The organism is Halomicrobium sp. HArcht3-1 (assembly GCF_058933345.1).
This window is the reverse complement of record NZ_JBZYDM010000001.1, coordinates 509821-521859: the sequence shown is the minus strand read 5'-3', so window position 1 is coordinate 521859 and position 12039 is coordinate 509821. Positions and strand designations below refer to the sequence as shown.

11 protein-coding genes are annotated in these 12039 nt (G+C 66.0%); 7 read left to right on the top strand and 4 right to left on the bottom strand.

The annotated features are described in order from the left end of the window. Positions 1 to 487: 487 nt before the first annotated feature. The 3 genes from AC5FRW_RS02760 to AC5FRW_RS02750 all read right to left on the bottom strand — a co-directional run bounded on the left by AC5FRW_RS02760 (position 488) and on the right by AC5FRW_RS02750 (position 2640). Complete coding sequence (locus AC5FRW_RS02760) at positions 488 to 961, bottom strand: MOSC domain-containing protein (RefSeq protein WP_493566890.1); 474 nt, start codon at positions 959 to 961, stop codon at positions 488 to 490. Positions 962 to 1028: 67 nt separating this feature from the next. After that, a complete protein-coding gene (locus AC5FRW_RS02755) occupies positions 1029 to 1697 on the bottom strand; it encodes an alpha/beta hydrolase (RefSeq protein ID WP_493566889.1) in 669 nt (222 codons plus the stop codon). Then, positions 1690 to 2640: a VOC family protein gene (locus AC5FRW_RS02750; RefSeq protein WP_493566951.1), complete on the bottom strand. Its 951-nt coding sequence runs from the start codon at positions 2638 to 2640 to the stop codon at positions 1690 to 1692. Before AC5FRW_RS02750 ends, AC5FRW_RS02755 begins: the two co-directional genes overlap by 8 nt. A gap of 283 nt (positions 2641 to 2923) precedes the next feature. On the opposite strand from AC5FRW_RS02750, the gene AC5FRW_RS02745 reads away from it, so the two are divergent. The 5 genes from AC5FRW_RS02745 to AC5FRW_RS02725 all read left to right on the top strand — a co-directional run bounded on the left by AC5FRW_RS02745 (position 2924) and on the right by AC5FRW_RS02725 (position 9235). Beyond that, positions 2924 to 4519, top strand: a complete 1596-nt coding sequence (locus AC5FRW_RS02745; RefSeq protein WP_493566888.1) for an ABC transporter substrate-binding protein — start codon at positions 2924 to 2926, stop codon at positions 4517 to 4519. A gap of 172 nt (positions 4520 to 4691) precedes the next feature. Then, complete coding sequence (locus AC5FRW_RS02740; RefSeq protein ID WP_493566887.1) at positions 4692 to 5690, top strand: ABC transporter permease; 999 nt, start codon at positions 4692 to 4694, stop codon at positions 5688 to 5690. Positions 5691 to 5692: 2 nt separating this feature from the next. Further along, positions 5693 to 6724 carry an ABC transporter permease gene (locus AC5FRW_RS02735; protein WP_493566886.1) on the top strand — a complete coding sequence of 344 codons (1032 nt, stop codon included), beginning with the start codon at positions 5693 to 5695 and terminating at the stop codon, positions 6722 to 6724. After that, positions 6724 to 7887 carry an ABC transporter ATP-binding protein gene (locus tag AC5FRW_RS02730; protein WP_493566885.1) on the top strand — a complete coding sequence of 388 codons (1164 nt, stop codon included), beginning with the start codon at positions 6724 to 6726 and terminating at the stop codon, positions 7885 to 7887. Before AC5FRW_RS02735 ends, AC5FRW_RS02730 begins: the two co-directional genes overlap by 1 nt. After that, a complete protein-coding gene (locus AC5FRW_RS02725; RefSeq protein ID WP_493566884.1) occupies positions 7880 to 9235 on the top strand; it encodes an ABC transporter ATP-binding protein in 1356 nt (451 codons plus the stop codon). The genes AC5FRW_RS02730 and AC5FRW_RS02725 overlap by 8 nt, the downstream gene beginning before the upstream one ends. A gap of 36 nt (positions 9236 to 9271) precedes the next feature. Here AC5FRW_RS02725 and AC5FRW_RS02720 read toward each other — a convergent pair whose 3' ends face one another. Continuing rightward, the gene (locus AC5FRW_RS02720; protein WP_493566883.1) at positions 9272 to 9775 is read right to left on the bottom strand and encodes a DUF7974 family protein; all 504 of its coding nucleotides are present in this window, start codon (positions 9773 to 9775) and stop codon (positions 9272 to 9274) included. 124 nt (positions 9776 to 9899) lie between these two features. Between AC5FRW_RS02720 and trmY the strand changes: the two genes are divergently transcribed. Together trmY and AC5FRW_RS02710 are read left to right on the top strand one after the other, a co-directional pair. Next, entirely contained in the window at positions 9900 to 10496 is a 597-nt protein-coding gene (gene trmY / locus AC5FRW_RS02715; RefSeq protein WP_493566950.1) for a tRNA (pseudouridine(54)-N(1))-methyltransferase TrmY, read from the top strand. 303 nt (positions 10497 to 10799) lie between these two features. Further along, positions 10800 to 12038 (top strand): outer membrane protein assembly factor BamB family protein, encoded by a 1239-nt coding sequence (locus AC5FRW_RS02710; RefSeq protein WP_493566882.1) that lies wholly within the window; start codon positions 10800 to 10802, stop codon positions 12036 to 12038. Position 12039: the final 1 nt, after the last annotated feature.

Genomic DNA, 12039 nt, shown 5'->3' with positions numbered 1-12039 from the left:
GGTCGGAGGCGATACTGTTACTCCCGGAGTGCGAGCGGAGTCGTGATCGAGTCGTCGACATCGCAGGCCGATCCGATGAGTGAGACGGATATAATCCCTGACGGCCGTTTACGGGCAATATACGGCCGCACACCCAATTTCAGACGGTAGTCTGTATGGCGGTATACGGGCGTATACCCGGATTGGCTCGTCTGGCTTCTGGAGTAGTCGCCGTCTCGCCGTGGCGTGCTATCTAATCGATGGCGGCCGAAACGAGTCGCAACGATGGGAGGATACCGTGACCGGTCGACCCATCAAATGTGCTTTTCTATAACAAATACTGAACGGTCTACGGTCGATAGAATACACGAGCGTTCAAAAGAACCACAGTGCGAGCAGCGTGGGCGACGATCTTCCTGCGTTCGACAGTTACGCGACCCACTTTCTGACCGCGAACAGCTTCGTGAGCAGCGACTCGACTCCCTTCTCTGGTCGAGAGAACAGCCGCTCAGAACTCGATCCGGTCGCCGACGGTGATCGTCCCGGAGTCGACGACGTTGGCGTTGAGACCGCCACGGTGGACGAGTGCATCCTCGGCGCCGGGCGTCTCGGCGAGCGATTCCATGTAACTGCAGGGTTCACACAGACGGACGCCCACGAGCGTCGCCCCACCGACCCGAAACTCCCGGTCGACGAGGTGGTTCAGCGGGACACCCGCCGTCAGGATGTTTCGGCGCGTCTCCCGTGGATCGACGGACGTGTCGTGGTCGCGAGCGGCGGCGTCGAGCGCCTCCCGTTCGATGAGCGAGACGTCGGTGCCTTCGGGCAGGGTCGCGTCGCGGTCGTAACTCCCGCGGTCGTGGAAGTATCGATCCCCGCGGAGACCGCGGCCGGCGACGGCCTCGACCGAGTCGAGCGATACCATCGGCTCGCCAGCGTCGGGCGCGATGTAGATGCCCTCGACGGTGCCGTCGGCTGTCATAGTTGGCAGTCGTCGGGACGGGTCAAAACGGTTGTGCGCGTTTCGGCCGGCCCAGGACACAGCCCCACTAGTCGAGCAGCTCGTCGAGCATCCCGTCGATGGCGGCGAACTCTTCGTCGGTGACCTCGTGATCGACACCGTCGTACCGGCGCTCGGTCACGTTACCAGCGAGCGAGCGGAAACAGTCGGCAGTGGTACGGGCGCGGTCGGTGGAGACGTATGGATCGTCAGCGCCGGACCCGACGAACACGGGTGTGCCGTCGAGCGATCCCTGATAGCGGCCGCAGTCGACGGTCGGTCCGAGCAGCGTCCCGCTGAGGACGGCGAGACCCCCGTAGCGAGTGGGATGTGTGGCGGCGTACTCGGCGGCGACGGTCCCGCCCTGTGAGAAGCCGGCGAGGAGGACCCGTTCGTACGGGACGCCGAGTCCGGTCACGACGTGGTCGAGGACGGCGTCGACGGCAGCCAGCGCCGAGGAGACGTGTGGCTCGTTCCGGTCGCGCGGTGCGTCGGTAGCGTCGGGATACCAGCGACTCCGCTCGGCGTTCGGTGCGACGAACGTGACGCCGTGGCGCGCGAGCGGGTCGAACAGATTGATGATACCCTGAGCGGTCGTGCCACGGCCGTGGAGCGCGAGGACGACGGCCTCGGTCGCGCCGCGTGGCGCACCTGCGGTGACGATCGGCTGGTCGCCGTGTGGGCCGGGAACGTCACCCGTAGGGCTGGAGTCACCCATCTCGTGTGTCACCGTCAGATCGTGTCGGGACTGCGATCTCGGGGAGTTGCCCTTCGATCATCTCGCGGTCCTCTTCGGCCCACGGCGGCAAGACGAGCGAGCCGCCGAGGTCGCGTTCGGTCTCGTCGACGGTGAGACCCGGCGATTCGGTCGCGAGTTCGATGAGGATGCCGCCGGGTTCGCGGACGTAGATCGAGCGGTAGTAGTGGCGATGGCGGATGCGCGAGACGCGGATGTCGCGCTCGCGAAAGAGGTCGTGCCACTCGCGCAGGTCGTCGTCGTCGACCCGGAGTGCCACGTGATGGATCGTCCCGACCCCTTCGCGGCCGAACTCGCCGTCGCGGTCGAGGAGATCGATCGTCGTCGCGTGCTCCCCGTCGGCCCGGTAGCGGATGCGGTCGTCGGATTCGGCGACCTGTTCCAGCCCGAGCGTTTCGAGGACGCTCGCGGTCTGGTAGGGATCGACCGGGAGCGTCGTCACGCCGTGGATCCCACGAATCGCACGGTCGGTGGGAACGCCGCCGTGGTCCCATGGAGTGACCGGCGAGTCGGTGGCGACGAGTTCGATCCGGGTGTCGGCGGGGTCCTCGAACCGGAGGAGGGCATCGCCAAAGCGTTCGCGGCGCTCGGTCGCGACGCCGTGGTCGGCAAGCCGGTCGTCCCAGAAATCCAGGGCGTCGGGCGGAACGGCAAAGCTCGTCGCCGTGATCGACGAGCGGCCACGCCGCCCTGGTGGCTCGTTCGGGTACGGAAAGCAGGTGTAGATCGTCCCGAGTTCGCCCCCGCCGTTGCCGTAGTAGAAGTGATAGCGAAGCACGTCCTCGTGGTTGACCGTCCGCTTGACGTGGCGCAATCCAAGAACCTCGACGAAGAAATCGAGGTTCGCCTGTGGGTCCCCAACCATGGTCGTGACGTGGTGGATTCCCGGCGTGTCGGTGAGCATCGAACTGATCGACGTAGGTGCGCCGCCGTGATAGCTTCGACGCCAGAACACGCACTGTCGTGAGGAATGGTAGCAGTAACCACAGCTTGTGTCTCGGTTCGACTGCCTTACCGCAAGCGAACGACACGAGAGAAATGTCGGAGGTTTTCTGGACGTTTCTGTAGTATTTCGAGCTTAAATTCTATAATTTCCTATTATATCCCATACATTTTTCACAGCTACGGGAGAATATGTGAGACGGCCACATGCACGCCCCACCCCGCATGCGGTCAGGATTTCGACCATGCAAGACCACATTTCCCCCCACCTCACGCGGCGAAACGTGCTCCGGGGTCTCGGTGCGGCCGGCGTCGGTAGTCTCGTCGGCACCGGGACCGCGAGCGCACAGCAGGGCAGCACGCTCAACATGGCGCAGGTAAAAGGGCCACTGGAGTTCGACCCGATCGTTCTCAACGACGTGCCGTCGGATCAGGTCTCAGGACGGGTGTTCGACGGACTGTATACCTACGACCTCGAAACGAACGTCGTCCCCAAGATGGCGACCGGCGAGCCGGAGATCTCCGACGATGGGACGACCTACACCGTCGAGATCAAAGACGAAGCGACGTTCCAGAACGGCGATACGGTCACGGCCGAGGACGTCAAATACACCTTCGAAGCGCCGGTCGCCGAGGAGACCGAGAACGCCTCGGAGGTCAACATGATCGACACCGTCGAGGTCGTCGACGAGAAGACGGCGCGGTTCCAGCTGAAGTTCCCCTTCGCGTCGTTCATGAACACACTGACGTTCTCGATCGTCCCGAAATCGGTGCGCGAGTCGGACCCGGAAGCGTTCAACAAGCAGAACCCCGTCGGCTCCGGCCCGTTCGTCTTCGAGGACTGGCAGGAAGGCAACTTCGCCGAACTCTCGGTGTGGGACGACTACTGGGGCGAACCGAAGCCCGAACTGAGCGGCGTCCGGTTCGTCCCGATCGAGGAGCCGACGACCCGGGTCACGAGTCTCCAGACGGGCGAAAACGACGTGATCGAGGGCATCCCGCCACAGCTGTACCCGCAGGTCGAGTCGATGAACAACGTCAGCATCGAGGAGGTGCTCGGCATCGGGTACTTCTACCTCGCGTTCAACTGCAACGAGGGGCCGACGACCGATCCGATGGTCCGTGAGGCGATCGATTACACCTTCAACATGGATCAGGCGGTGTCGAACTTCATCGAACCCGCCGGCGTCCGGCAGTACAGTCCGATTCCAGCGCCGGTCGCCGAGCGCTGGGAGTTCCCGGTCGAGGAGTGGCAGCAGATCCCCCACGACAAGGATATCGATCAGGCCCGTTCGATGATGCAGGAGGCCGGCGTCCCGGACGACTGGAACGCGAAGGTCATCGTCCCCCCGGACGACAAGCGTGAACAGATCGGTCTGACCGTCGCCAACGGCATCAAGGAAGCGGGCTACAACGCCAGCGTCCAGCGCCTCGACTGGGGTGCCTTCCTCGATGCGTACATCAGCGGCAGCGCGGACGACTACAACATGTACACGCTGGGCTGGGCGGGCGTCCCCGACCCCGACGCCTTCACGTATTACTTCTTCGCGAACACGGAGGACGTCGTCGGGGTCACGGACGGGACCTTCTACGACGCCGAGGACAGCTCGGTCAGCGAGAAGATCCTCGAAGCCCGACAGTTGCTCGACATGGAGGAGCGCAAGCCCCTCTACACCGAGGCGATCACGACGATGCTGAACGACCGTGCGCACCTGCCCGCGTACAACCTGAAGAACAGCTTCGCCGTGAGCGCCAGCGTCGAAGACTTCGAGGCGCACCCGGTGTCGAGCTTCGGCCTGGCGACCAACTACGCGACCACCAGTCTCGGCGGCGCACAGTAACCACACCACTCCGAGCATGCAGGACACACCACCCGGACCGACACTGGGACCGACGAATCGGCATCGAACCACCGCGGCGGCGCGAGCGGCCGGTCGGGCCATCGGGGGGTCGAGAACTGGACACAGTCGGTCCCCGCCGCTGCACGGGGACACGCGGGAGGTGGAGTGAACCGTGGGTCTCCCGCGGTATACCGCCAGACGCCTCCTGCAGGCGATCCCGGTGTTGCTCGGCGTGGTGACGATCACGTTCCTGCTGACCGACGCCATCCCCGGCGATCCGGTGAGCATCATGCTCGGGCCATCGCCAAGCGCCCAGCAGGCCGCCGAGATCCGCGCGAAGTTCGGTCTCGACGAACCGCTGTACATCCGATGGGCGACCTACGTCTGGGATGTCCTGCACGGTGATCTCGGTCGGAGCCTCTACTACGGCGTCCCCGTTTCCCAGAAGATCATCGAACGCCTGCCGGTGACGCTACTCCTGCTGACATCGAGTTTCGCGTTCGCGCTCGTCGCAGCGGTACCACTCGGCGTCATCTCGGCCAAACGCCGGAACAAGCCCACGGACCACGTCTCGCGCGTCGTCGCGCTGATCGGTGTCTCGACGCCGTCGTTCTGGATCGGGCTGATGTTGATCATCATCTTCGCGTATCATCTGGGCTGGCTGCCCGCGACCAACCTCATCATGCCGTGGGCCGATCCCGCGGGTCTCCAGAACGCCGACACCCAGTGGGACGTGCTCGTCCTCTCGGCGAAACATCTGGCACTGCCGACGCTGTCGCTCGGGACGCTCCAGATGGCCGCCATAACGCGCATCGAGCGCTCCGCGATGCTCGAAGTGCTCTCGGAGGACTACGTCCAGCTGGCGCGGGCCTACGGCGTCGGCGAAGGGACGATCCTGCGCAAGCACGCCTTTCGCAACGCACAGCTTCCGGTGATCACCATCGTCGGTCTCCAGCTGACGCAGGCGCTTGGCGGGGCGGTCCTGACAGAGACCGTCTTCTCGATCAACGGGATGGGCCGGCTCATCATCACCGCGATCAACAATCAGGACTTCCAGCTCGTGATGGGGACCACGCTCTTCTTCGGCCTCACCTTCGTCGTGGGCGTGATCCTCACCGACCTCTCGTACGCGTACGTCGATCCGCGAGTGTCCTACGGGGAGCGTGACTGACGATGGCGACGGACACCGGCTCCGACGAGGTCTTTCAGGTCGGACGCAGCGAGACCGCCGATGTCGACGAGGAACACGAGGCCACCGTCGGCTGGCGACACACCATCGGCGAGATTCGCCACGACCCGACGGCACTCGCCGGGCTACTCATCATCGCCGTTAGCTCGGCGGTCGCGCTCGTCGCGTTCGTCGATCAGGTGGTGTTTGCCTTCCTCGCACAGTTCCAGTTCCTCGCGGAACTCGGCGTCGAGAAGTACTGGCTGGCGAATACGTTCTGGGTCAACCCCGTCAACGACCCCAACACCGTCGAGGCGCTCCGCCCGCCCGTCGGCTTCGAGAACGTCTACGGACAGGGGACGTGGGATCACCCACTGGGCACCGACCACCGTGGTCGGGACATCCTCGTACGCCTGTTCTACGGCACCCGGATCGCCATTCAGGTCGGCTTCATCTCGACGGTGATCGGTCTCGTCGGCGGCACCGTCGTCGGTGCGGTCTCGGGGTACTACGGCGGCTGGATCGACGACGCGCTGATGCGGGCCGCCGAGACGCTGTACGCCATCCCGTTCCTCATCCTGGTCATCGCTTTCATGACGGCCTTCGGCCGGGACCTGACCTTCGCGATGATCGGTGTCGGCATCGCCTCGGTTCCGACGTTCGCCCGCCTCATCCGCTCGCGCGTGCTCAGCGTGCGCGAGGAGGATTACGTCGAAGCCGCCCGCGCCGCCGGGGTCCGGGACCGCAACATCATCCGACGCCACGTCATTCCCAATAGCTTCACACCCGTCCTCGTCCAGGCCACGCTCCAGATCGGCGTGAGCATCCTCATCGTCGCCGGCCTCTCCTTTCTGGGGTACGGCGTCCAGCCCCCGATGCCGTCGTGGGGCCAGATGCTCGCCCAGTCGCGCGGATTCATGCTCGCCGACCCGTGGTTCTCCGTGTGGCCCGGCATCGCCATCCTCGTCACCGTGATGGGGTTCAATCTGCTGGGCGACGGACTGCGAGACGCACTCGATCCCAGACTCAAGAACTGATGACAGACCCACTACTCGACGTGACCGATCTGCAGACGCACTTCTTCACCGAGGCCGGCACCGTCAGGGCCGTCGACGGCGTCTCTTTCGACGTCGGCGAGGGCGAGGTCGTCGGTCTCGTCGGCGAGTCCGGCGCGGGCAAGTCCGTCGCCGCCCGGTCGATCCTTCGACTGATCGACCACCCCGGTGAGATCGTCGGCGGCGAAGTCCGCTTCAAGGACGACCTCCTCGTCGGCTTCGAGGAGACCGACGACGGCCACCGCCGCGAGCGCGACGAGATGCTCTCCCAGTCTGCGATGCGCGAGGAGATCCGCGGCCGCGAGATCGCGATCATCTTTCAGGACCCCATGGAGAGTCTCAATCCCGTGTTCACCGTCGGCGGGCAACTTCGGGAGTTCATCGAGATCAACCGCGACGTCTCGGCCTCGGTTGCCCGTGAGATCGCCGTCGACATGCTCCGCGAGGTCGGCATCCCCGAACCCGAAGCACGCTACGACGACTACCCCCACCAGTTCTCGGGCGGGATGCGCCAGCGCGTGCTCATCGCGATGGCACTGGCCTGCGAGCCGAGCCTCATCATCGCCGACGAGCCGACGACTGCGCTGGACGTTACAGTCGAAGGCCAGATTCTCGACCTCGTCGAGGACCTCATGGACAAGTACGACACCAGCTTTCTGTGGGTCACCCACGACATGGGCGTGGTCGCCGAGATCTGCGAGCGCGTGAACGTGCTCTATCTCGGCGAGGTCGTCGAGAGCGCCGACGTGGACGACCTGTTCTACGAGACGCGCCACCCCTACACGCAGGCCCTGCTCGATTCGGTGCCCCGGCCCGACGCCACCGTCGAGGACCTCGACCCGATCCGCGGAGTGATGCCGGAGGCCATCGATCCGCCCTCGGGCTGTCGCTTCCACCCGCGCTGTCCGTACGCCCGCGAGGCCTGCGTCGAGGTCCACCCCGACGACCGCGTCGTCGCCGACGACGGCGAGGCCCACCGGGCCGCATGCTTCCGTAACGACGCCTTCGAAGTAGGCTACTGGCAGAGCCAGCCCATCACCAATCTCGCGCGTGACGCGGGCGACGTACGCCACGGTCCCGGCGAGGACGACCTCGCGGGAAGCGAGCGAACGGCGACCGACGGCGGAGGTGCGGCCGATGAGTAGTCCGGCCCAGCGCGGCGACAGCACCGACGAGGGGCCGGGAGCCGATACTGGTCCCACGAACGTCGAAGACGACGAGGCGCTGCTCCGACTGGACGGGCTGACGAAGTACTTCAGCGCCGACAGTGGCTTCCTGGGCGGCGTGTCGCCGGGCTTCGGCGAGGGGCTGATGCCGGTCACGGTCGAGCGAAACTACGTCCGGGCGGTCGACGACGTGAATCTGACGGTCCGCCGTGGTGAGACGATGGGACTCGTCGGCGAATCGGGCTGTGGCAAGAGCACGCTCGCCCGGACCGTCCTGCGCCTGCTCGATCCCACCGATGGCCGCGTCTACTTCAAGGGCCGAGACCTCGCGTCCATGGACAAGGGCGAACTGCGCGCCCAGCGCGAGGACATGCAGATGATCTTTCAGGACCCGCAGTCCTCGCTCGACCCGCGCATGAAAGTCGGCCCGATCGTCGAGGAACCGATGGAGGCCCACGGGATGCTCGACGAGGCGGGCCGCGAGGCACGCGCTCGCGAACTGCTGGGGAAGGTCGGTCTCGACCCCCAGCACTACAATCGCTACCCGCATGCCTTCTCCGGCGGCCAGCGCCAGCGGGTCAACCTCGCGCGGGCGCTGTCGGTCAATCCCGACTTCGTCGTCTGTGACGAACCGGTGAGCGCACTCGACGTTTCGATTCAAGCACAGGTCCTCAACACCATGCAGGACCTCCAGGAGGAGTTCGGACTCACCTACCTCTTTATCGCCCACGACCTCTCCGTGATCCGCTACATCAGCGACCGCGTGGCCGTGATGTACCTCGGCCAGCTCGTCGAGGTCGCAGACAAAGAGGAGATCTTCGAGAATCCCCAGCACCCTTACACGCGCGCATTGCTGGAGTCGATCCCCGTCCCGGACCCCCGCGTCGACCACCTCCGGGGTGTCCTCGAAGGCGACGTGCCGAGTCCGATCAATCCGCCGTCGGGCTGTCGGTTCCGCACTCGCTGCCTGGAGTTCATCGCACCGCCGGAGTACGACCTCTCGACCGCCGAGTGGGAGGCGATCCGCGACTTCTCGCGGGCCGTCGACCGCCGGAGTTTCGAAGCCGAATCGAGGCCGGCGGTCCGTGATCGGTTCTTCCCCGACGTGACGCCGAGTGGCGAGGCGGGCGACATCGTCGACAGGGCGGTCGACCTCGTGGTCGACGACGAGTGGCAGGCGGCCGAAACGCTGCTGGCCGAGTCGTTCGAGGACCGCAGCATCTGCGCACGGGAGGAGCCAAGCTACGACGTGCCCCCGGAGTACGGCACCGGCCCCCACTACGCGGCCTGCCACCTCCACCGTGAGGAACTGGACGAGCCACACTGACACCGCGGGCCTGCACGCCACTGGCGCGCCCCCGCCCTACGTGAGCCGGATCGTCGTCTCCGCCGCTGGACGGCGGCCGTCCAGCGCCACGAACGCCCGGATCACGTGCTCGCCGGGATCGGCCAGTTCCCACCGCGTCGGCTCGTCCGTACCCGGTTCGGAGGTGCGCTTGAAGCGACCCCGCCACGTCCGCCGGATCGTCTTCGTCTCACGGGGTCGGAAGGCGAAGGCACCGCGGCCTGTGGACGCTCGGCGAGACTCGTCGCTCGCTTCGAGCGTGTCGTCGACGCTCCAGCCCCAGAGCCGCCGGCCCGGCGTCGCGACCGTCACCGGCACCGGGAGGCGATTCTGAAATCGAATCTCGATCTCGACCGGGTCGCCAACGTCGTAGCGCTGGGCGTCGGTCGACACCGAGACGGCGATCGCCCGGCGTGCGAGCCACTGCGGGACGAACTTTCCGAGGACGGCACTGATCCAGCTCCCGGTGTCGTCCAGCCCGGTGCGGTCTCGCTCCTCCTCGCGTGAGATCCGCGACGCCATCACCACGACATACGAGACCGAACGTCAAAGGTGCGGCGGCGCGGCCACCGCCGAGGACCGGCAGGTGTCGACGGCGGTCCCCGATCTCGATGGACGTAAACCGCTCCGCAGCCACCCCATCGACATGCGCCAGTTCGTCATCATCGGCCACGACGCGCCCACGACGCCCGACTTCTCGCTCGACGACCTCGCGGGCGCGGCGGGACGCCTCGACGTGCTGTGTCGGTGCGTCTCGGCGGCGTTCTTCCTCAGTCACGACATCCGCGAGGACGTACAGGTCCACCTCGTGCTGGGCGACGCGTACACCGTCACCGTCGACGGCAGCACCGTCCGACGGCTCAACCCCGACGAGCGCTCGACTGCGGCACTGCTTCGCAAGGCGCTCGAAGAACGGGAGGAAGCCATCGGGCACATCCCAGTCGAAACGTCGCCCGGCGTCTCGCTGACCCGCCGCGGATTCGCCGGGACGCTCGACGACGTTGCCAGCGACGGGACCGTGATCCAGTTACACGAGGAGGGCGACCCCGTCGTCGACGCCGAACCCCCGACCGACCCCGTCTTCGTCCTCTCCGACCATCGCGATTTCACCGACGAGGAGACCGAGGTACTGACCGAACACGTCGACCGCCGTGTCTCGCTCGGCCCGAAGCCACTTCACGCCAACCACGCCATCACCGTGGCCCACAATTTCCTCGACACCGACGGCTACGAGACGTATTGAGTATCGCACAGAGAGAGGTGGGTTCTGTCCGTTTGTAGGTCTCGAAAGTCCTCGTCCGCCAGGACGTAGCTGGTGGCACTTTCCACGCACCTGGCGAATGAAAGGGCGAGCAGAGTTCCGGGAACCCGGACCCGACAAGCACCACAACGAGCGCAGCGAGTGAGGAGCGCAGTCCGGGTCCCGGGACTGGAACTCGGCGAGGGCTTTCACTGCCGCTCTACGGTACCGTTAGCTCACAGTTCAAAACATCCGATTCCTAGCCCCCGAAACCGTCTTCATTGGGGCCGGTCGTTGGACAGGCGTATGGACGAGCGCAGGCGGCAGTTCTTGCGCGGTGTCGGGGCCAGCGCAGCCATCGGGACAGCGGGCTGTGTCGGACGATTGCGGACGCTGACCGGCGCACCGGACTCCCCGCCAGCCGAGACCGCGACGGCGCAGTTCCGCGGCGAAACGACCAGACGCGGCGTCGACCCCGACACGACGGTCCCCGAATCAGTACGGGTCGACTGGCGACGCGAGGGGCTGAACACTGGCGATCACACGGCGGCGAAGGCCAGTCCCGTCGAAGCGCCGGACGGCGACCTCGTCGTCACCGGCGACACGGGCGAGGTCTGGAAGGTGTCGCCAGCGGGTGAGATCCGCTGGCGGACCGACGCCACCGACACGACGCGGGGCTTTCACGGGACGCCGGCGGTCGCCAACGACGCCGTCTACGTCGGCGCCTACGACGGCGCGCTGTACTGTTTCGACCTCGAAACGGGCGATCAGTACTGGCGTTCGCAACTGGGCGACGCCATCGGGTCGAGTCCGGGCTATCACGACGGGCGGGTGTACATCGCCGTCGAGTACTACACGCCAAGCGGCGGTCTCTTCGCACTGGATGCCATCACCGGCGAGGTCGTCTGGCAGGACAAGCGCATCACGAACCACCCCCACTCGACGTGTGCCATCGACCGCGAGGCCGGACGGCTGGTCGTCGGAGACAACGACGGAAAACTCTACGCGTGGTCGTACCCCGACCACGAACTCCTGTGGACCTTCGAGACCGGCGGGTCGATCAAGGGACCGATCGCGACGTCCGACGGCGGCGCGTTCTTCGGGTCGTGGGACGACCGTATCTACCGGGTCGCACTCGACGACGGCAGCGAAGTCTGGTCGGTCGACACGGGCGCGAACGTGATGTCCGGCCCATCGGTCGACCCGGCCACCGGGACGGTGTACATCGGCGACCAGCACGAGTCGCTGTACGCCATCGACGCCGACCGTGGGACCGAACAGTGGGCGGCCGACGTCGGCGGCTGGGTGATCGGCTGTCCGACGGTGACCGACGGGCACGTGCTGGTCGGCTCGTACGCCCCGAAACTGGTCGCACTGGACCGGACGACCGGCGACGAGGTCTGGGCAGTCGCCGGGAACGGGAAGCTGTCCGGGACGCCACTGGTCACCGACGACGCCGTCTACATGACCGAGCGGGCGTCGGATGCGTATCTGGACGGCGACGGTGGTCCGAGCGGGGCGCTGTACCGCATCGTCGCCGAGTGAG

Bases quoted from the DNA above. Each gene is read 5' to 3' on its own strand.
- AC5FRW_RS02760 (WP_493566890.1), bottom strand. From the start codon at position 961: ATGACAGCCGACGGCACCGTCGAGGGCATCTACATCGCGCCCGACGCT.
- AC5FRW_RS02750 (WP_493566951.1), bottom strand. From the start codon at position 2,640: ATGCTCACCGACACGCCGGGAATCCACCACGTCACGACCATGGTTGGG.
- AC5FRW_RS02725 (WP_493566884.1), top strand. From the start codon at position 7,880: ATGAGTAGTCCGGCCCAGCGCGGCGACAGCACCGACGAGGGGCCGGGA.
- trmY (WP_493566950.1), top strand. From the start codon at position 9,900: ATGCGCCAGTTCGTCATCATCGGCCACGACGCGCCCACGACGCCCGAC.
- AC5FRW_RS02710 (WP_493566882.1), top strand. From the start codon at position 10,800: ATGGACGAGCGCAGGCGGCAGTTCTTGCGCGGTGTCGGGGCCAGCGCA.
- AC5FRW_RS02720 (WP_493566883.1), bottom strand. From the start codon at position 9,775: ATGGCGTCGCGGATCTCACGCGAGGAGGAGCGAGACCGCACCGGGCTG.
- AC5FRW_RS02745 (WP_493566888.1), top strand. From the start codon at position 2,924: ATGCAAGACCACATTTCCCCCCACCTCACGCGGCGAAACGTGCTCCGG.
- AC5FRW_RS02735 (WP_493566886.1), top strand. From the start codon at position 5,693: ATGGCGACGGACACCGGCTCCGACGAGGTCTTTCAGGTCGGACGCAGC.
- AC5FRW_RS02730 (WP_493566885.1), top strand. From the start codon at position 6,724: ATGACAGACCCACTACTCGACGTGACCGATCTGCAGACGCACTTCTTC.
- AC5FRW_RS02755 (WP_493566889.1), bottom strand. From the start codon at position 1,697: ATGGGTGACTCCAGCCCTACGGGTGACGTTCCCGGCCCACACGGCGAC.